Annotated in this window: 16 protein-coding genes; 10 read left to right on the forward strand and 6 right to left on the reverse strand. The window is 75.7% G+C overall.

Features of this window, described 5'->3' with window-relative positions:
- Nucleotides 1-48 precede the first annotated feature (48 nt).
- Together BKA18_RS13210 and BKA18_RS13215 are read right to left on the reverse strand one after the other, a co-directional pair.
- Nucleotides 49-1,446: a sensor histidine kinase gene (locus BKA18_RS13210; protein WP_366043323.1), complete on the reverse strand. Its 1,398-nt coding sequence runs from the start codon at nt 1,444-1,446 to the stop codon at nt 49-51.
- Nucleotides 1,443-2,135, reverse strand: coding sequence for a response regulator transcription factor (locus BKA18_RS13215; RefSeq protein ID WP_006605438.1), 693 nt, complete (start codon nt 2,133-2,135; stop codon nt 1,443-1,445). Before BKA18_RS13215 ends, BKA18_RS13210 begins: the two co-directional genes overlap by 4 nt.
- A 119-nt stretch (nt 2,136-2,254) precedes the next feature.
- Between BKA18_RS13215 and BKA18_RS13220 the strand changes: the two genes are divergently transcribed.
- Complete coding sequence (locus BKA18_RS13220) at nt 2,255-2,818, forward strand: hypothetical protein (RefSeq protein WP_366043324.1); 564 nt, start codon at nt 2,255-2,257, stop codon at nt 2,816-2,818.
- Between the two features lie 55 nt (nt 2,819-2,873).
- Here the strand turns inward: BKA18_RS13220 and BKA18_RS13225 are convergent, their stop codons facing one another.
- Both BKA18_RS13225 and BKA18_RS13230 read right to left on the reverse strand, forming a co-directional pair.
- Nucleotides 2,874-3,734: a spermidine synthase gene (locus BKA18_RS13225; RefSeq protein WP_366043325.1), complete on the reverse strand. Its 861-nt coding sequence runs from the start codon at nt 3,732-3,734 to the stop codon at nt 2,874-2,876.
- Between the two features lie 192 nt (nt 3,735-3,926).
- Nucleotides 3,927-4,265 carry a chaplin gene (locus BKA18_RS13230; RefSeq protein ID WP_366043326.1) on the reverse strand — a complete coding sequence of 113 codons (339 nt, stop codon included), beginning with the start codon at nt 4,263-4,265 and terminating at the stop codon, nt 3,927-3,929.
- Between the two features lie 245 nt (nt 4,266-4,510).
- Between BKA18_RS13230 and BKA18_RS13235 the strand changes: the two genes are divergently transcribed.
- From BKA18_RS13235 to BKA18_RS13255, 5 genes are all read left to right on the forward strand, one after another.
- Nucleotides 4,511-5,602, forward strand: coding sequence for a hypothetical protein (locus BKA18_RS13235; RefSeq protein ID WP_366043327.1), 1,092 nt, complete (start codon nt 4,511-4,513; stop codon nt 5,600-5,602).
- Nucleotides 5,603-5,782: 180 nt separating this feature from the next.
- Nucleotides 5,783-7,291, forward strand: a complete 1,509-nt coding sequence (locus tag BKA18_RS13240) for a sugar transferase (RefSeq protein ID WP_366043328.1) — start codon at nt 5,783-5,785, stop codon at nt 7,289-7,291.
- A gap of 148 nt (nt 7,292-7,439) precedes the next feature.
- A complete protein-coding gene (locus BKA18_RS13245) occupies nt 7,440-8,714 on the forward strand; it encodes a glycosyltransferase (protein WP_366043329.1) in 1,275 nt (424 codons plus the stop codon).
- A 108-nt stretch (nt 8,715-8,822) separates the two neighbouring features.
- On the forward strand, nt 8,823-10,094 hold the full coding sequence (locus BKA18_RS13250) for an ATP-grasp domain-containing protein (RefSeq protein ID WP_366043330.1): 1,272 nt from the start codon (nt 8,823-8,825) through the stop codon (nt 10,092-10,094).
- A gap of 122 nt (nt 10,095-10,216) precedes the next feature.
- Complete coding sequence (locus BKA18_RS13255; RefSeq protein ID WP_366043331.1) at nt 10,217-11,470, forward strand: NAD(P)-binding domain-containing protein; 1,254 nt, start codon at nt 10,217-10,219, stop codon at nt 11,468-11,470.
- Between the two features lie 148 nt (nt 11,471-11,618).
- On the opposite strand, the gene BKA18_RS13260 is transcribed toward BKA18_RS13255, so the two are convergent.
- A complete protein-coding gene (locus BKA18_RS13260; RefSeq protein WP_006605429.1) occupies nt 11,619-12,107 on the reverse strand; it encodes a hypothetical protein in 489 nt (162 codons plus the stop codon).
- Nucleotides 12,108-12,332: 225 nt separating this feature from the next.
- On the opposite strand from BKA18_RS13260, the gene BKA18_RS13265 reads away from it, so the two are divergent.
- Nucleotides 12,333-13,796, forward strand: a complete 1,464-nt coding sequence (locus tag BKA18_RS13265; protein ID WP_366043332.1) for an NsdA family TPR-like regulatory protein — start codon at nt 12,333-12,335, stop codon at nt 13,794-13,796.
- 72 nt (nt 13,797-13,868) lie between these two features.
- Here the strand turns inward: BKA18_RS13265 and BKA18_RS13270 are convergent, their stop codons facing one another.
- Nucleotides 13,869-14,462: a histidine phosphatase family protein gene (locus tag BKA18_RS13270; protein WP_366043333.1), complete on the reverse strand. Its 594-nt coding sequence runs from the start codon at nt 14,460-14,462 to the stop codon at nt 13,869-13,871.
- 194 nt (nt 14,463-14,656) lie between these two features.
- Between BKA18_RS13270 and BKA18_RS13275 the strand changes: the two genes are divergently transcribed.
- The 3 genes from BKA18_RS13275 to BKA18_RS13285 are packed head-to-tail and all read left to right on the forward strand — an operon-like array spanning nt 14,657 to nt 18,928.
- Complete coding sequence (locus BKA18_RS13275; RefSeq protein WP_429638323.1) at nt 14,657-15,916, forward strand: hypothetical protein; 1,260 nt, start codon at nt 14,657-14,659, stop codon at nt 15,914-15,916.
- Nucleotides 15,907-17,502 (forward strand): hypothetical protein, encoded by a 1,596-nt coding sequence (locus BKA18_RS13280; RefSeq protein WP_366043334.1) that lies wholly within the window; start codon nt 15,907-15,909, stop codon nt 17,500-17,502. Before BKA18_RS13275 ends, BKA18_RS13280 begins: the two co-directional genes overlap by 10 nt.
- A 40-nt stretch (nt 17,503-17,542) precedes the next feature.
- A complete protein-coding gene (locus BKA18_RS13285) occupies nt 17,543-18,928 on the forward strand; it encodes an AAA family ATPase (RefSeq protein ID WP_366043335.1) in 1,386 nt (461 codons plus the stop codon).
- Nucleotides 18,929-18,984: the final 56 nt, after the last annotated feature.

Raw genomic sequence — 18,984 nt, forward strand, 5'->3', positions numbered from 1 at the left:
GAAGGGGGTGGTTAAGAGCCAGGGGCACATGCCACGCCGGACGGGCGGTCAGGAGCCGGAGCGCGCGGCCCGCCGCCGGCGGCCGAGGGTGCGGCGCAGCCGGTGCCCGCGCCGTCCGTCCTGGCGGGCCCGCCGGTCGTCCAGCGCCAGCCAGACCCGGACCTCGGTGCCGCCGAGGACGGAACGGCCCAGGCGGACATCGCCGCCGGTGGATTCGGCCAGCCGCCGCACGATGTCCAGACCGAGGCCGGTGGAACCCTCCCCGCCTCCGCCGTGGCCGCGGCGCAGTGCCGCGTCCGGGTCGGCGATGCCCGGGCCGGCGTCCGAGACCAGCACGATCACCGCCTCGTCCGCGTTGTGGACGTCGACCGCGAAGGCGGTGCCCTCGGGGGTGTGCCGGAAGACGTTGCCGAGCATCGCATCCAGGGCGGCGGCGAGTTCGGGGCGGGCGACCGGGACCCGTACGGGGCGGTCGGCGCCGGCGATGCGCACGGTGCGGCCCTCGTCCTCGGCGAGCGCGGACCAGAAGCCCATCCGCTCGCGGATCACCTCCGCGGCGTCACAGCCGGCCGCAGCGGCCGTCTGCTGCGTCTGGGCCTTCTGTTCGCGGACGGTGCGGATGATCTGGTCGACCTCCCGCTCCAGCTGGGCGACGGCGGCCCGGGTCTGCTCGGCGGCCGGGGTGTCGCCGAGCGAGGCGGCGTTGAGCCGGAGCACGGTCAGCGGGGTGCGCAGCCGGTGCGAGAGGTCGGCGGCCAGTTCGCGTTCGTTGGCCAGGAGTTGGACGACCTGGTCGGCCATGGAGTTGAAGGCGCTGGCCGCCAGCCGCAGTTCCTTGGGCCCGTCCTCCTGGACGCGTACACCGAGCTTGCCCCGGCCGAGGTCATGGGCGGCGCCGGCGAGCCGCTGCGCGGGGCGCACCATGCGGGTGCCGAGCCGGTCGGCGACCGCGACCGAGCCGATGACCAGCGCCAGGCCGACGCCGGCCAGCACCACCCAGGCGGTGGTGACGCCGTTGGTGAGGGCCGCGTCGGGGACGAAGACCTCCACGACGGCGATCCCGGAGGCCACGGCGGTCGGCTGGAGGAGCGCGGAGCCGCCGCGGACCGGGGAGATGGAGGCCCGGCCGAGCTTCACGGCGGCCGCCACATCCGCCTCCGCCGCCCGCCGGGCGCCGATCTCGGCGGGCCCGTTCCGGCCGCTCGCCGGCACATGGACGCCGATCCGGCCGCCGGGGCCGGTCTCGGCGCTGGCGACGGCGCGTTCGAGCTGGGTGCGGTCGGTGGTGATGGCGAGGACCGGACCGATCGTGGCGGCCTGCCGCTCGGCGCTTCCGTACGCGCGGTCGCGGGCCAGTTCCTTGACGACGAGGCCGAGGGGGACGGCGAACGCGACCACGACCATGGTGGTGACCGCCAGCGCCACCTTGACCAGGGCCCATCTCACCGCGGCGGCTCCAGCTTCACGCCGACGCCGCGCAGGGTGTGCAAGTACCGGGGCCGCGCCGCGGTTTCGCCCAGCTTGCGGCGCAGCCAGGACAGATGGACGTCGATGGTCTGGTCGTCGCCGTAGGACTGCTGCCAGACCTCGGCGAGGAGTTCCCTGCGGGCGACGACGACACCGGGCCGCTCGGCGAGGAAGGCCAGCAGATCGAATTCCCGGCGGGTCAAATCGAGTGCGGCGCCGTCGAGTTCGGCCTGCCGGCGCAGCGGGTCGATGGACAGGCCGCCGACCCGGATCACCCGTGAGGGCGGTTCCGCGCCGGCGGCGGTGGCCCGGGAGCGGCGCAGTACGGCCGTCATCCGCGCCGAGAGGTGCTCGACGGAGAACGGCTTGGTGAGATAGTCGTCGGCCCCGTCGTTGAGCAGCCGGACGATCTCGGCTTCGTCGTCCCGGGCTGTGGCGATGATCACGGGCACATCGGTGATCCCGCGCAGCATCTTCAGCGCCTCGCCGCCGTCCAGATCGGGCAGGCCGAGGTCGAGGATGACCACGTCGAAGCCGACCTGAGCCACCTCGCGCAGTGCCTCCAGAGCGGTGCCGACGCTGCGCACCGTATGGGCGGCCTCGGTCAGATGCCGGATCAACGCCGAGCGTACGAACTGGTCGTCCTCGACGACGAGCACACGTGCCATGGGCGGCACCGTACGCCATTCGGGGCCGTTTCCCTGCCGGGTGTTGACACCGTGACAGAGCGGTCGGCCGTGCTGAAGCGGGCTGCGTCCGCGCCGTCCGGTGGTGCAGTATGAGCCGGATGCAACGAGGACTGGTTCACGCGGTGGCCTGGACGCTGGCGACCGGGGCCGCGGTCACGCTGTCGTGGTTCGGGGTGCACACCGTGCTGTCCGGCACCGCGTACGACCCGCCGCGCGCGCTGCCGCTGTCCGCCCGGGTGTCCGGGGCGCGGCCGGACGGCGGCGCCTCCCCGCGGGTCTCCTCCACGCACCGCCCCAAGCCGTCCCGTTCGCCGGACCGCAGCCCGGCGCCCACCGACGGCAAGCCCTCCGGTCCGGCTTCCCCGTCCGCCACGGGCGGCGCCCGGCCGCAGCACCCGGACCCCTCCCCGCAGGACGGCTATCCGCCGGCCTCCGACGGCCGGATCAAGAGCTACTCCACGGCGGGTGGCCGGGTGGTCTTCGATCTGGGCGGCCGCTCGGCCGAGTTGGTGTCGGCGACGCCCGACTCGGGGTGGCAGATGCAGGTGTGGAAGCAGGACGGGTGGATCCGGGTCGACTTCTCCGGCAGCGCCCATACGTCGGTGTTCTGCACCTGGAACGGCCATCCGCCGACCGTGCAGATCAGCAGCAGCGGGGCGTAGCGCCGGGTGGCCCCGCCCCGGCCCTGGCGCCCGGCCCCCGGCCCCGGCCCGCGGCTCAGTCGAAGGCGCCGGCCGGCGGGGCGGGCGAGGCGAGGGCGGTGGCGTCGGTGACCGGTGCCGCGCCGCCGGTGAAGTCCAGCAGCGCCCGCCCGTGTTCGACCCGTGCGGCCTGCGGATCGGTCGCCGCCCGCCGGGTCAGTTCGGCGACGGGCAGCTCCCCGTCGGCGGCCAGCAGGATGGCGTTGCCGAAGCGCCGGCCGCGCAGGACGGCCGGGTCGGCGGTCAGACACAGCTCGGGGAAGACCGTACGGACGGTGGCGATCTGGCCGCGCAGGAACCGCAGCGGCGGCCCGTCGGCGAGGTTCGCCGCGTAGAACCCGCCGGGGCGCAGCGCCCTGCGGACCTCCGTCACGAACTCCGTGCTGGTCAGATGCGCGGGCGTGCGCGCACCGCCGAAGACGTCGGCGATGATCAGGTCCGCCCAGCCGTCGGGGATCTTCGCCAGGCCGGCGCGGGCGTCGCCGCCGCGCACCCGGATCCGCCAGCCGCCGTCCCACGGCAGCTGCCGGCGTATGAGCTGGACCAGCGGTGCGTCGATCTCCACGACCTGCTGGGTGGACCGCGGGCGGGTCGCCGCGACATAGCGGGCCAGCGTCAGGGCGCCGCCACCGAGGTGGACGACGCGCAGCGGTGCGCCGGGCGGGCCGGCGAGGTCCGCCAGATGCCCGAGGCGCCGCTGATAGGAGAAGTCGAGGAAGGACGGGTCGTCGAGGTCCACATGGGACTGCGGGGCCCCGTCGATCAGGAGCGTCCAGCCGCGCGGCCGGTCCCGGTCGGGCCGTAGCTCGGCGAGTCCGCCGTCCACCGTCTCCGTGACGGTCTCCGGGCCGCCGCGCCCGCGTCTGCTCTTCGCCATGCCCTCCAGTATGGCCCGTGAGGTGCAGCCCGAATCCGCAGGTCAGCGCAGGGGCCCGTCTCTGGCGACGCGGCCGCCTCCGGTGGTGCGGGGGCAGAGTGGCGAACCACCCACGACCGGAGCCGGAGGTGGTCCGCCAACTTGACCTCACGAACCGAGCCGGCCCGATGGTGCTTTGGACCGGCCGGCCGATCAGCGGTTGATGCAGACGTTCCCGAAGGCCGGGTTCAGCAGGCCGGGCGCGTTGACGCTGTTGCCGCAGATGTTGATCGGGATGTTGATCGGCACCTGGACGTTGTTGCCGCTGAGGATGCCCGGGGAACCCGCGGCAAAGCCCGCAGCGGTGGCGCCGCCACTGAAGCCCCGACGACCGAAACGACCGTTGTCGCCGAAACGACCGTGGTCGCCGCGGCCGTAACGGCCGTGGTTGCCGTGGTGTCCGTCCGTGCTTGCAGATGCGATGCCGGCGCCGCTGAGCACAACGGCACAGCTGGCAGTGGCGATCGCGGCGGTCGTAACAAACCGCTTCATCCCATTCTCCTTTCAGTTCGTGAATGGGGCAACCGGTCACAACGAGCGAAATGCGGCAGGGATGCGGGCGTTCCCCCGTCCGGGAAATCGTTAGCCCTTATGGCAGTAACGACGCGGCCCCGCCGAAGTCCGGTATTCCGCTGTTCGGGAACCCTGACCCGGATCCGGCGTGCCTGCCACGGTTTCCAGCATGATTTCTGTCAGAGTGCTCTCCTGTTTGACTGATTGAAGTCGGAGAGGAAGACATGCGGAAGTCGATGGACCGCACCGGGCGCGGCGTCGTATGCGCACTGGCTTCCTTGGCATTGTCGGCCGCACTGTCCTCGGCGGCTGCCGCGCCGGCCCCCAGGGAATCCGCAGGAATTCCCTTCACCGAGCGCTATCACGTCACCCAGCACGGCGGTATCGCCCGCGCGGCGAACTCCTCGGTCATCTGCAAAGCACCGGCCGGCCGCACGGGCGGACCGTGCGCGGCGGCCCGGCAGGACGTGGCCGGCCGAAGCGGACACGACGCGACGACGTACCCCGACGTCGACTCCGACGCCCGCACCGACAGCTCCAGCCGCGCGACCCTGCGGATCCCGGCCGGCTCGCGGGTCAGCTACGCCCGCCTGTACTGGGGCGGCACCCTGCGGGCCGGCACGCACCAGGCCGCCGGGAACAACGGACAGGTGCTGGTCGCCGGGCCCGGCGGCCGGTACCGGACGGTGCGCGCCGACACCCTCGCCGGCCACCGCGGCAGGGACGCGGCCGACGGCTTCCAGGCGTCCGCGGACCTCACCGGGCTGGTGCGCAAGAGCGGTGCCGGCGCCTACACGGTGGCACAGATCAAGGGCGCGAAGAGCCCGTCCGCGGCCGGTACAGGGGGCGGCTGGACCCTGGTGGCCGTATACGAAAACGCCAAGGAACCGCTGCGCAGAATCGCGCTGTGGGACGGTTTCCGGCCGCTGACGGCGGACCGTCGCGCGTTTACCGTACGGCTCAATGGACTACACATCCCGGCGAATTCACGGGGCCGCGCCGGCGTGGTCGCGTATGACGGATACCGGGGCCGCGGAAATGACGCACTCACCGTACGGGCCGGCCGCCACCACCCGATGAGGGTGCACGATTCCGCCAACCCGGCGAATGATGTGATGAACTCGACCATCACCGACTTCGGCCGACCGGCGGCGCGGCTGCCCGCTTACCGGAACACCCTCGGATTTGATTCCGATGTATTCGACATCACCCCCGCACTGCGGTCCGGCGCCGATCGGCTCACATTCCGTTTCACCACCCGCAACCCGGGATATCTGCTCGGCGCGCTCTTCGTCCAGGCCGATACCCGGCACTGAGCGGCGCGCCCGGAATTTCCCGCAGAGAGTTCTGTCGGCTCGCTATTCAGGGGAGCAGTGCGTGCTGCCGCAAGACCCGCAGTACCGAGTGCGGCCCACGGCTTCGGGCGCCCCCCGGCCCGTCGACGGCGGGGCGGGGCCCGGTGTGCCGGGCACCAGGACCAGGGAGCCGATCAGGCGATGACGACGGACAGCGCGGATGCGCCCCACTCCGCCCGGGTCCGGCCGCCGGCGGCCCCCGGACCGGCCCCCGGACCGGCCCCCGGACCGGTCCCCGCCGCGGTCCACCCGCCGCGCGGCCCGGCCCGGGAGACCCTGCCACCGCCCCGGCCCGGCCGCGGCGTACGCCCGCGGGCCGTCGTCCCGCTGCTGGCCGGCGACTGCCTGGCCACCGTCTGCACCGCGCTGGCCGTCCTCGGCACCGGCACCGCGCCGACGGCACTCGGCCCCCTGGTCCTGGGAGCGCTGCTGCTCCACTCCCGGGCCGGCCTCTACCGTCCGCATCCCGCCCCGAGCCTGCTCGGCGAACTGCCCGCGCTGCTCGGCCGCGGCGCCGTCTGCTGGTGCGCGGTGGCCGCGGTGCTCGCCGCCGTACGCCCCGCGCAGGCGCTGCCGCCGGCTCTGCTGGTCGGCGCGGTGGCGCTGCACACCGCGCTGGTCTGCGGCGCCCGGGCCCTGGTGCACCGGGCACGGCGCGCCGCCGCCCGCCGCCGGCCGCGCGCCACGCTGATCGTCGGCCCCGACCCGGCCGCCCGGCAGCTCGCCGCCGTGCTGCACGCCCGCCCCGGGTACGGGATGCGCCCGGTGGGCCTGGTCACGACGGGGGCGCCGGCCGGGCCCGAGGTGCCCCCGGGTCACGGCGGACCGCCGCGGCTCACCTCCCCGCACGACATCACCCGGGCCGTCATCCGGCACACGGTGCGGGACGCGGTGTTCACGGTGCCGCCGTACGGCGATCCGTACACCGCCGCGCTGCTGCGCCGCTTCATCGACCAGGGCTCGACGATCTGGCTGGCCGGTGCCGCGGCCGCCCTGGAGGGCCGCCCGCCGCCGCCGGCGTCCGGCCATCTGTGGGGCTTCGCCTGGCGGCGGCTGGAGACCGCGCCGCCGCGGCACGGCGGCGCGGACAAGCGGGCGCTGGACCTCGTCCTGGCGGCGGTGGCCCTGGTGGTGGCGGCCCCGGTGCTGCTGGGCGGTGCGCTGGCGGTCCGGCTCGCCGACGGCCCGGGGGTGCTCTGCCGGCAGGAACGCATCGGCCGGGGCGGCCGCAGCTTCCTGCTGCTGACGTTGCGCACCCGGCGCCTGTACGACGGGGAGGAGGCCACGGCCGCTGGGAGCGGGACGGACCTCCGCACGAGCCGGGTCGGCCGGCTGCTGCGGCGCACCGGGGTGGCGGGGCTGCCGCGGCTGTGGAACGTCCTGCGCGGCGAACTCAGCCTGGTCGGGCCGTGCCCGGAACACCCCCGCACCGTCGAGCGGTTCACCCGGAGCTGCCCGGAGTACGGCGCCCGGCACCGGATGCCGCCGGGGCTCACGGGGCTGGCGCAGGTGCACGGGCTGCACGGCGGCTCCCCCGTGGAGGACCGGGCGCGCTTCGACAACCTCTACATCGACAGCTGGTCGTGGGCGCAGGACATCCGGATCATGCTGCGGGCCGCGGCCCGGCTGCTGCGGCGGGAGGGCCGATGAGCGCCGTCGCCGCGCACGCCCTCCGTCGGCCGCAGACCCCTCGCGTCCCACACCCGCCGCGCCGCAGTGCGCGGCCCGCGGACGGACCGGCCGCCCCGGCGACCGCCCACCAGCTCACCACCCCGGCCGCTATCCCTGGAGGCATCCGGTGAAGGTTCTGCATGTCATCACAGGCCTCGAAGTGGGCGGCGCCGAACAGCAGTTGCGGCTGCTGCTGCGCCGGCTGCCCGCGTACTGCGAGGTCGTCACCCTGACCGGCCCGGGCCCGGTCGCCGAGGGCATCGAGGCCGACGGCACCCGCGTCACCCACCTCGGCATGACCGGCGAGCGGGATCTGACCGCACTCCCCCGCCTCGCCCGGCTGATCCGCGACGGCGGCTACGACCTGGTGCACACCCACCTCTACCGGGCCTGCGTCTACGGCCGGATCGCCGCCCGGATGGCCGGCGTCCGGGCCGTGGTCGCCACCGAGCACTCCCTGGGCGACGCGGTCATCGAGGGCCGCCGGCTGACCCGTGGTGTGCGGACGCTCTACCGGGCCACCGAGCGGCTGGGGGCGGCGACGGTCGCCGTCTCGGACACCGTCGCCGCCCGGCTGCGCCGCTGGGGAGTACCGGAGCAGCGGATCCACGTGGTGCCCAACGGGATCGAGGCGCACCGTTTCGCCTTCGACCCGGCCGCCCGGGCCCTGGTCCGCACCCGGCTGGGGCTGCCGCTGGACGCCTTCGTGGTCGGCGGGGCCGGCCGGCTGGTGCCCGGCAAGCGGTTCGACGTCCTGGTCCGGGCGGTGACCCAGCTGCCGGGCGTGCACCTGCTGCTGGCCGGCGAGGGGCCGGAGCGGGAGATGCTGCGGCGGATGGCGGAGCAGTTCGGCTCGGGCGACCGGATCCATCTGCTGGGCACGCGGGGCGGCGCGGTCGAGGCGGAGGCCGACGGCGAGGAATCCGCCGGGCCCGATATCCCCGGACTGCTCTCGGCCGTCGACGTCTTCGTCTCCCCCTCCCCGTCGGAGGCGTTCGGACTGGCCGTGGTGGAGGCCCTCGCGTCCGGCCTGCCCGTACTCCACGGCAGCTGCCCGGCGGTCGACGAACTGCCCGCCGACCAGGCGCCCGGCGCCCGCCACTTCAGTCCGGTCGTCCATGAACTGGCCACCGCACTGCGGGAGTCGCGCCGCGGTGGGTCGGACCGGCTGCCGGTCCCGCCGGTGGTGCGGCGCTATGACATCACCCGCAGCGCCGCGGCGCTGATGTCGGTCTACGAGCAGGTCCTGGCCGGCGCACCGGTACGGCGGCGCAGCCCGGCGCAGGTGCCCCCGGTGCCGGTGCCCCCGCCGCAGGGGCGGGCGGCCGCGCTCCCGGTGGCGAGCGTGTCGCTGCCGGACCCGGCCCGCTCCCCCGCCCCGTCCCCGCTCTCGAACAGGTAGGCAGCGCCATGGCCGAGACCGTGCAGCAAGCGCCCCCGGAGGAAGGGCCGGCGGGGGCCGGGGCCACCGGGGGCGCCGTGGTCCCGCTCCCCCGCACGGTCCGCGGTCGTGGCTGAGGGGCTCCGCGCGATGTCCTCGTTCGACACCGAGGTGCCCGTCCTGCTGCTCCGGCTCGACCCCGGCCCCTTCCCCCGCGAGACCCTCGGCGTCGTGAGCTCCCTGGGCCGGGCGGGCATCGAGGTGCACGCGGTGGCCGCATCGGCGCGCGGTCCGGTGGGCCGGTCGCGGTACCTGCACCGGATGTACGCCCGGCCGCCCGGGCCGATGGCACACGCCCCCCTGCTGGACCTGCTGCGCGACCTCTCCGAGGGCATCGGCCGACCCGCCGTGCTGCTCCCCGTGGACGACCGGGGCGCCCTCGCCGCGGCCCGGCTCGCCGGCCGGCTGCTGGGCCGCTATCTGCTCCCCGCGCAGCCCGCCGGCCTGTCCGAGCGCCTCGCCGACCGGGCCCAACTCGCCCTGCTGTGCCGGAAGCTCGGCCTGCCGCACCCGGCGACCGTCGTCCCCGCCGGTGCGCGGCAGGGCGCCGACGCGGCGGCCGAGCTCGGGCTGCCGATGGTCGCCAAGTGGAGCCGGCCGTGGCTGCTGCCCCCCTCGGCCGGGCTGCCCGGCACCACCCTGGTGCACACCCCCGACGACGCCCGGCGGCTGTACGAGCAGACCGAACGCGCCGGCAGCGCCCTGCTGTTGCAGCGCCTGCTGCCCGGCGGACGGGGCGCCGACTGGTTCTTCCACGGCTGCTTCACCGGCGACGGCGGGTGCCTGATCGGCGGCCCGGGCCGCGCGGGCCGCGGCCGGCCGTGGGCGGGACCGGCCGCGGCCGGCCGCCGGCTGCCCAACCCCCAGGTCGAACGGGCCGCCCTGCGGCTGGCCGGACATCTGGGCTACCGCGGCCTGCTCGACCTGGACTTCCACCGGGACGCCCACGGCCGCTACCACCTCCTCGGCGTCAGCGCGCGGCCCGGCGCCCACTTCCGGCTCTTCACCGACCCGTCCTCGGGACTCGACGCGGTCCGGGCGCTCCACCTGGACCTGACCGGCCGTACGGTGCCGCGCGGCCCCGTTCGACGCGGTCCGGGCGCTCCACCTGGACCTGACCGGCCGTACGGTGCCGCGCGGCCCCGGCGGGCCCGGGCGGCGGTTCCGCCCGGGCACGTACCGCCGGCGCACCGTCCCACCGGACGGCGCCCCGCCCCCGGCCCCGCCGCTGCCCGCCCGCTCCTCCGCGGCGCCGCACGGCATGCCGCGCGGCGTGCCCCCCGCACCCACGCCCGGGGCCCCGCCACGGCCTTGAGGGGCACGGCAGCCGACGACTTGTAGCCGGGGCGGGGCGCTCTCCGGGTCCGGAGGTGCGCGCCGCCCCCGGGGGCCGCCTCCGGCCCCGGGGCCCCGCCGGCTCGGGGCCCTCCACACCGCACCCAGAGAAAGAGCAGGGACCTTCCATGTACGACCTCGTGGTGGTGGGCGCCGGCCCCTACGGACTCTCGATCGCCGCACACGCGGCGGCGGCCGGACTGCGGCTGCGGGTCCTGGGCCGGCCGATGGCCTCCTGGCGCGACCACATGCCCGACGGCATGTTCCTCACATCCGAACCCTGGGCTTCCGATCTCAGTGCCCCGGAGGGCGCCCACACCCTCGCCGACTACTGCGCCGCCCACGACCTGACCGCCGAGCACGGCGTCCCGCTGCCCCTCGACACCTTCACCGCGTATGGCAGATGGTTCGGCGAACAGGCCGTGCCCCAGGTCGACGAGTTCACCGTCACCGCCGTACGCCCCGACGGCGACGGCTTCCACGTCGAGACGGACACCGGCGAGCAGATCGCGACCCGGACCGTGGCCCTCGCCGTCGGTGTGCTGCCGTTCGTCAACCGCCCCTGGCCGCTGCTCGAACTGCCCCCGGACCTCGCCTCCCACAGCAGCGACCACCGCGATCTGCGCCACTTCGCCGACCGGGACGTCACCGTCATCGGCTCCGGGCAGAGTGCGCTGGAGACCGCGGCCCTGCTGGCCGAACAGGGTGCCCGGCCCCGCATCGTGGCCCGCGCCGACCGGCTGCGCTGGCAGGCCCCGCCGCAACCGCTGGATCGCGGCCGGCTGCGGGCGCTGCGCGATCCGCACTCCGCGCTGGGCACCGGCTGGCCGAACCGGGTGTGGTCCCAGATGCCCTGGGCGGTGCGCCGGCTGCCCTCGGCGACCCGGCTGCGGATCGCCGAGCACGCGGGGGCCCCGGCCGGCGCCTGGTGGCTGCGGGAGCGCTTCGAGCCGGTGGTTCCGGTGCTGCTCAACCACCGGGTCCGGGCCGCGGCCGCCCGGGACGACGGGGTGCGGCTCCACCTCACCCATACGGAGGGCGGCACCGAGACGCTGGACACCCACCACGTGGTGGCGGCCACCGGGTTCACCCCCGACCTCGGGCGGCTGCGGCTGCTCGCGCCCCAAGTACGCACCACACTCTGGACGGTGGGCGGCAGCCGGGCGCCCGAGCTGAACTCCGGCTTCGAATCGACCTGGCCCGGGCTGTTCTTCGCGGGGCTGCTCACCGCGCCGTCGTTCGGCCCGTCGATGCGCTTCGTGCACGGCGCGGCCTTCACCGCGACGCGGCTGGTGCGCGGCGTCCAGCGCCGACTCGGCGAGCGACGCGGCGCCACCACGATCCCCCGCCCGGCCAGGGACAGCGAACCGGCCGCCCGCTAGCCCGGATCACCGAACAGGCTCGGACACACCGAGGGCCGCCCGGCACCGGCCGGGCGGCCCCTTTCCCGCCACTTTGCTTCCACACGGGCCGTCGCGTACGGGCCGGCCGCCGCCTGCGACCCGGTTGACGCGTCCGGCCCGGCCACCCCTACTGGCAGCGGTCGACGGCCTCGATCGTGCGGGCGGCCTCGCCGAGAGCCGCGCGCAGTACGGCGGGGTCGGTGGCGTCGGCACCCGCGCCCTCCGGGGGCACCAGCCAGCCGGTGCCGGTGGCCGGTGGCTCCACCGGGGTGCCTTCCCCGCACAGCGCCGCCAGGTTGATGCCCCGTCCGGAGGTCTGCGTACAGGCGCTGCCGGGCACGTCCCAGCCCGCGGCGGTGCCCGCCGGGACCAGGAAACCGAGGGTGTCGCAGGCGCCGTCGTGCAGCACCGGGCCGACGCCGTCCCGCAGCCGGAGGATGTCCACGGCTTCCAGTCCCTGCCGGGCCGGCACCGTGACGAGGTCACACTGCCGGTCCGCTGCGGGCGGTGCCCCGCCCGTGACGACCTGCCCCCGCCGGCCGCCGGCCTGGCCCGCGGACCCGTTGCCGCCCCTGCTCACGCCGGTCTCCCACACGGAGAACCCCTCCTCCTGCACGCGGTGCGCCCTTTACACCGGGTTCAACGTCCGGACGTGTCAACAGCTACGGCGGCGTAACGCTGCAATGGATGGCAGTTCATGGCAGATCGCGCGCGAGATATCCGATTTGCGGCCAAACTGTGCGTATCGAAGCCATCACAGCCGGTACGGTCGTCCCCGCCGCACCGCCAGGAGGCGGCAACGCCGCAGGATGGCACGGAGAGGGCACGGAGAGGGTCCGCCATGGCGTCGCCAGAAGCAAGATCAGCGTCGTCCCGCACCGTACCCGCCCGCCCGAACCTCGCTTTCCGACAGCTGCGCGGCCGGCTGTCGCCAGGCGAGTTCGCGGCGGCGGTCCGACGGTCCGCCCGTGAGATCGGCGAACAGGTCTCGTGTGACGCCCGCTATGTGGGGCGCGTCGAGTCCGGGGAAATCCGGTGTCCGAACTACGCCTACGAGCGGGTCTTCCGGCACATGTTCCCCGGGCTGACGCTGCCCGACATGGGGTTCGCGCCGCGCGAGGCGGTACGCGGACGGGGGGCGCGTGCCACAGCGGTCAGCGCCGCGCCCCTGGCACCCGTTCCCGACCACCGCGATACCCGTATCCAGATCTGCGAGGAGAGCGACGTGCTGCGTCGCGCGTTCATCACCGGCGGCCCGGCAGCAGCCCTGGGCTTTGCCGCCCTGCATCCCATCGAGGCCGCTGCCGCCGCCGTGTCCGCCCCTGTGCCGGGGCCCCGTACACCACCCGTCGGACGCGTCGGGGCCGCCGAGGCCACCGCCGTCGAGGAGGCGGTCCGGCACATCCGGCTGCTGGACGACCGGCACGGCGCGGAGGGCCTCTACCACCGCGCCGCCCAGCCGCTGCGCGCCGCCTACGAGCTGCTGGACGCGGATGTGCAGCGCCGCTCGGTGTCCGACCGGCTGCACGCCGGCGCGGGCGAACTCGCCATCTCCGTCGGCTGGTTGGCGCACGACTCCGGCCGCTTCGACGACGCCCGCTCGCACTACGCGGAGGCGCTGGCCACCGCCCGGGTCTGCGGCGATGCCGCCCTGGAGGCGCACGCCTTCTGCAATACGGCCTTTCTGGCCCGCGACGCCGGCCGGCCGCGCGAGGCGGTGCGGGCCGCGCAGGCCGCGCAGCAGGCCGCCAAGCAGCTGGCCTCACCGCGGCTGCTGTCGCTGCTGGCACTGCGGGAGGCGGGCGGCTGGGCCGGACTCGCGGACCGCTCCGGCTGCGAGCAGGCGCTGGCCAGAGCGGAGCGGCTGTTCGCGGGCGGGCCGCGGGACGGCGACCCGGAGTGGATGACGTTCTACGGCGAGGCCGAACTGGCGGGCCTGGAGGCGCAGTGCTGGTCGGCGCTGGGTGACGCGGAGCGCGCGGTGGAGCACGCGCGCCGGGCGGTGGCGCTGCAGAACCCGCACTTCACCCGCAATATCGCGCTGTTCACCGCGGAGCTCGCGGGCGACCTCGCGGACAGCGGGGCGCACGAGGAGGCCGCCGCGGCCGGGGTCCGGGTGCTGACGCTGCTGACGCAGGTCCGCTCGGCCCGTATCCGCACGATGCTCGACCGCACCGCCCAGACCCTGCGGGCGCACCGCGACCGGGGTGCGGTCGACGACTTCCTGGCGCGGCACGCGGCATCGGCCGCGGCGGCAGCGGCCTCCGCAGCCGGCGGTGGGGCGCCGGACGCGGCTTCCGGATGACGTCCGCGGCGGGCGGGCCGGGGCCCGGCTGACGCCCCGTCGGCCACCGGGCGGCCCTGGCCCGCCGGCCGGTCAGCCGAGGTGGCCGGTGTCGTTCCAGCGCTCGATCGCCGGCTCCCCGTAGGCCCAGCCGAGCACCGACAGGGACGTCGGCTCCAGCCGGATCCGGGCGCCGAAGGAGATGTCCAGGCCCAGCCAGCGGGCGCCCAGGGCGCGCAGGATGTGGCCGTGCGCGAAGACCAGCACATCGCGGTCGGCCGACCGCGCCCAGCCGATGGCCTCGTCCGCCCGGGCGGTGACCTCGGCGAGCGTCTCCCCCTCCGGCACCCCGTCGCGCCAGATCAGCCAGTCCGGCCGCCCGGCTTTGATCTCGTCCGGGGTCAGGCCCTCGTACGCGCCGTAGTCGATCTCCATGAGGGCGTCCCACGGCTGCGCCCGGTCGCCGAAACCGGCCAGCTCGCAGGTCTCCGTCGCGCGCACCAGGGGGCTGGTGCGGACCTCGACGCCCGGCAGGCCGTCCCAGGGGGCGCGGTGCAGCCGCTCGCCCAGCAGCTTGGCGCCGCGCCGGCCCTCGTCCAGCAACGGGACGTCGGTGCGGCCGGTGTGCCGGCCGGACAGCGACCACTCGGTCTGTCCGTGCCTGGCCAGGAATATGCGCGGTGCCATGGTCGTACCTCTCGCCGGCTTCTCGGCTGATCGTTGCTCGGTGCGGGCGGCGCTGACCGCGGGCCTTCCATCATCGCGCATCGGGTCGTTTTGTCCCCGACGGGGGGCGGCTGCCCCGGCGGGGAGCGGCCATCACGCGGCGGACCGGCGGGCGGACGCCCCGCTTGTCGGTGCCGGATGCGAGACTTCCGCGGGTGAACGTTTCACGCGACGGCCGATCCGCGTCGGCCGCCCCTGTGGCGGGGCGGCCGGCGGCGACACCGAGCCTGCGCCAGCGGCTCACCGAACTTCGCGGCCCCGGTGTCCGCCCCCGCTCCCTCGATGCCCGCGCGCTCGCCGCGCTGGCCGCCAACCCCGGCTGCCGGCGCCGGGCGCTGCTGGACGGCGCGGGCATCGACAAGGGCGCGCTGGCCCAGGCGCTCGGCTCGCCCGCGGCGTACGGCCAGTCCCAGTTCGCGATCGTCCGCGGCCATGCCTTCGAGGCCAAGGTGACCTCCGACGGCGGCACGGAACTGCTGCGGCTGCTGCACGAGCGGCTGGCGCCCGGCACCCCGCCGCCGGTGCCCGACGAGGTCGCCACCCCGGACCTGTCCGCGGCCGGACCCGAGGGCCGTACGGCGCGTACGGCGCTGGCGCTGCGCGAGGCGACCGCGGCCGGCGGCTGGGCGCTGCTCCGGCATCCGATGCTGGCGGTCGAGGTGGCCGGCTCGCCCGCTTATGTGGAGCCGGATGCGGTGGTGGTGCATCCGGACGGCAGCTGGACGGTCGTCGAGATCAAGTCCTTCCCCATGATCGACGGTGCGGCGGACGCCGCCAAGGTGGGCGCCGCCGCCCGGCAGGCCGCGGTGTACGTCCTGGCCCTGGAGCCGGTTGCCGGCCAGGTCGGTGCGTATACGGGCCGCGAGGTGACGGTCCGCGACCGGGTGCTGCTGGTGTGCCCGAAGGACTTCTCCAACCTCCCCACCGCCGCGGCCGTCGACGTCCGCAAACAGCTGGCCACGACCCGGCGGCAGCTGACCCGCCTCACCCGCGTCGAGGAGATCGCCGGCGCGCTCCCCGAGGGGACCACCTTCGACCTCCGCCTCGGGGACGACGGGAAGACGGCCAACCGCCCGCCCGAAGAGCTCGCCGAGGCCGTCGAGGCGGTCGGCGCGGCCTACGCCCCCGAGTGCCTCGCCGCCTGCGAGCTGGCCTTCCACTGCCGCAAGCGGTCCCGCGAGGAGGGCGCGGTGGAGACGCTGGGGCGCGGCGTACGGGGCGAGTTGGGCGGGCTGCGCACGGTGGCGGAGGTGTTGGCGGCGGCCGGTCCCGATGCCCCGGAGACCCCCGTGGCCCCCGGCGGCCCGGACGACCCGGCCGTCGGCGCGCTGCGCCGGGCCGCCGCGCTGCGCGCCGAGGTACTGGCCCGGGCCGTGGTGCCGGGTCCGCGAGCGGAGGAGCCGGGATGTCCCTGATCGACACGCTGGCCCGGATGGAGGCGGTCGCCGCGGGCCGCGCCCAACCGCGGTGCACGGTCCGCCACCGCCCGCTGTCCCAGCGGCCGCTGGTGCTGGTCCCGTTGACGACCGCGGGCGAGGCCGGTGCCCCGCTGGGCGCGCTGGTCGGCACGGACCGCGAGAAGCCGGCTCTGCTGGCCGTGCCCCAGCCGCGCGACCGCGAGCTGCGGTTCGCGTTCCTCGCCGAGCTGGCCGAAGCGGTGCTGCCGTATCTGGACGGCTTCGCGGACACCGTCGAGTGGGAGGAGCGCAAGGAGACCGACCCCGAAACCGGCAAGAAGGTCCCGGTGCAGGTCGAACTGTGCGCGGACGCACCGCAGTTGATCGTGCCGAGCGGCAGCGGAATCGAGTTCGTACGGCTGCTGGGCCGCTCGATGCGGTTCCGGCGCACGGCCGAGCAGGAGCCGGAGGCGCCGTATCCCGCGCCGCCGCACGTCCCGCTGCTGGGCCGCTGGCTGACGCATGTCGGCGAGCGGGCGCGGGTCCCGGGCTCCGGTCTGCTGCTGTCCATGACGGACCTGCTGACCCGCCACTGGGCCACCGGCCAGAGCGCGCTGGAGGACCAGCATCTGGGCGCCCTGCTGTCGTGGATCGACCCGCCGCCGGGGATGTCGGGACGGGCGGCCGCCGAGCGCGCGGAGTGCGCGCGGGACGCGGACGGGCAGCTGCTCTGCCCGCCGGCCGGCCCGGCCACCGACCCGGCGTTCGACAACCGGCTGCTCGCCCCCGCGATGGCCCGCTACGACGCCGGACTGCCGGGCGCCGAGGAGGCGCTCCGCGCCCTGGTCGAGGGCCAGTTGCGGCCGACCTGGGACGCCGTGTGGCACGGCATCGACCTGCTGCGGGCGCTGCCGGAGGGCGCGCGGGTCGCCGAGCGCTGGAAGCGCGACCGCTGGTCGTACACCGCGCACCGGGACCGGGTACGCGCCGGCGAGCCCCCGCAGCCCCGGCAGGACGACGCGGTCACCGCCGCGCAGAAGTTGTCGGCCCGGGAGACCGCACAGGCCCGGCTCGACGCCCAGGAGGCCCTGGACGACCCGCTGGTGATGGCGGGACGCCGACTGGCCGGCGAGGCGTTCCAGGGCACGGTCACCGCCGTCGAGATGGCCTTCTCCGAGGGGAAGCGGCCGATGCCGCGCCCGCTGGTCACCTTGCACACGGACGACCGCCCGCAGTTGTCGGAGGGAGTCCGGCTCTACCGCCCGCTGGCGGACGGCCGCACACAGACCGCCGAGTTCGTCGCGTTCGAGGGCGCGGAAGGCGGGGAGAGCAGGGAACGCGGGGAAGGCCGAGGACCCGGCGAACACAGCGCGCCGGTGGTACGGCTGACGGGCGGGATGGGGCGCGGGAAGACCCCGGAGCCCGGTTCGGTGCCGGAGCCGGGCGACACGGTGTGCTGGACGCTGTTCGAGCACTCCCCGCGCGGCGGCCCGGAGCTCCCGGACCCCGAGGACACCCCTTGGACCCACGGCGGCCCGCCGCCCGGCGCCTCCGAGGCGCCGCACGACGCCCCCGACCCCGTGACCGCGGAGGACTACCTGTGACCCGTGCCCGGCCCTCGACCGCCCTGGAGAACACCGCCGTATGACGGCCACTCAGGCTCACCGTCCCGACCCCGGCGAGCCCTTCGACCCCGCCGCCGCGGCCGCCGCGGCGACCGACCGGATCCTGCACGACACGCTGCACGGCGCCCTGCGCGGGGTGGTCGTGGACTCCCCGCCCGGCGCGGGCAAGTCCACCCTCGTGGTGCGGGCGGCCCGCGAACTCGCCGCCGCCGGACGCCCGCTGATGGTGGTGGCGCAGACCAACTCCCAGGTCGACGACCTCGTGCTGCGGCTCGCCGAGAAGGACCCGCAGCTGCCGGTCGGCCGGCTGCACAGCAGCGAGCCCGGGGCCTTCGACCCGGCGCTGGCCGGGCTGCCCGCGGTCCGTACGTCCGCGAAGATCGCCGAGCTGGCCGGGATGGACATCGTGGTCTCCACGGCCGCGAAATGGGCGTACACCAAGGTCGACGAGCCCTGGCGGCACGCCATCGTGGACGAGGCCTATCAGATGCGCTCCGATGCGCTGCTGAGCGTCGCCGGGCTCTTCGAACGGGCGCTGTTCGTCGGCGACCCGGGCCAGCTGGATCCCTTCAGCGTGGTCGGCGCGGAGCAGTGGGCGGGGCTGGCGTACGACCCGTCGTCGAGTGCGGTGTCCACGCTCCTGGCCCACAATCCCGGCCTGCCGCAGCACCGGCTGCCGGTCTCCTGGCGGCTGCCCGCCTCGGCCGCGCCGCTGGTCTCCCGCGCGTTCTATCCGTACACCCCGTTCCGCAGCGGCACCGGCCACGGCGACCGTCGGCTGGCGTTCGGGGTGCCGGGCGACGGCTCCGGCGTGGACCGCGTCCTGGACGAGGCCGCCGAGTCCGGCTGGGGCCTGCTGGAACTCCCCGCCCGCCACACCCCGCGGACGGACCCGGAAGCGATGCGCGCGGTGGCCCATGTCGTACGCCGGCTCCTCGACCGCGGCGGCGCCACGACCAGCGAGGCCGGGCCGGCCGCGGCCGGGGAGACGCCCGCCCCGGCGCCCCTGACGGCCGGCCGGATCGCGGTCGGTACGGCCCACCGGGACCAGGCGGCGGCCGTCCGCGCCGCGCTCGCCGATCTGGGGGTGACCGGCGTCGCGGTGGACACCGCCAACCGCCTCCAGGGCCGCGAGTTCGATGTCACGGTCGTGCTGCACCCGCTCTCCGGCCGCCCCGACGCCACCGCCTTCCATCTGGAGACCGGCCGGCTGTGTGTGCTCGCCTCCCGCCACCGCCACGCCTGCATCGTGGTCTGCCGGGCGGGCGTCGCCGACCTGCTGGACGCACACCCCTCGACCGAACCGGTCAGCCTCGGCGTCACGGTCAAGTTCCCGGACGGCTGGGAGGCCAACCACGCCGTCCTCGCCCATCTGGCGGAACACCGGGTGGGGTGGCGTCCGTAGGCCGGGCGGCCGCCGGTCTCCCGCCACCGCGGACGGCCGGTACGAGCCGGCGGCCG

This window comes from Streptomyces auratus, from assembly GCF_050433025.1.
In the GTDB taxonomy this organism is placed as follows: Bacteria; Actinomycetota; Actinomycetes; order Streptomycetales; family Streptomycetaceae; genus Streptomyces; species Streptomyces sioyaensis.

Excerpts from the sequence above, each read along its gene's own strand:
- BKA18_RS13215 (WP_006605438.1), bottom strand. The coding sequence starts at position 2,135 with ATGGCACGTGTGCTCGTCGTCGAGGACGACCAGTTCGTACGCTCGGCG.
- BKA18_RS13285 (WP_366043335.1), top strand. The coding sequence starts at position 17,543 with ATGACGGCCACTCAGGCTCACCGTCCCGACCCCGGCGAGCCCTTCGAC.
- BKA18_RS13220 (WP_366043324.1), top strand. The coding sequence starts at position 2,255 with ATGCAACGAGGACTGGTTCACGCGGTGGCCTGGACGCTGGCGACCGGG.
- BKA18_RS13265 (WP_366043332.1), top strand. The coding sequence starts at position 12,333 with ATGGCGTCGCCAGAAGCAAGATCAGCGTCGTCCCGCACCGTACCCGCC.
- BKA18_RS13225 (WP_366043325.1), bottom strand. The coding sequence starts at position 3,734 with ATGGCGAAGAGCAGACGCGGGCGCGGCGGCCCGGAGACCGTCACGGAG.
- BKA18_RS13240 (WP_366043328.1), top strand. The coding sequence starts at position 5,783 with ATGACGACGGACAGCGCGGATGCGCCCCACTCCGCCCGGGTCCGGCCG.
- BKA18_RS13235 (WP_366043327.1), top strand. The coding sequence starts at position 4,511 with ATGCGGAAGTCGATGGACCGCACCGGGCGCGGCGTCGTATGCGCACTG.
- BKA18_RS13255 (WP_366043331.1), top strand. The coding sequence starts at position 10,217 with ATGTACGACCTCGTGGTGGTGGGCGCCGGCCCCTACGGACTCTCGATC.
- BKA18_RS13270 (WP_366043333.1), bottom strand. The coding sequence starts at position 14,462 with ATGGCACCGCGCATATTCCTGGCCAGGCACGGACAGACCGAGTGGTCG.
- BKA18_RS13280 (WP_366043334.1), top strand. The coding sequence starts at position 15,907 with ATGTCCCTGATCGACACGCTGGCCCGGATGGAGGCGGTCGCCGCGGGC.
- BKA18_RS13230 (WP_366043326.1), bottom strand. The coding sequence starts at position 4,265 with ATGAAGCGGTTTGTTACGACCGCCGCGATCGCCACTGCCAGCTGTGCC.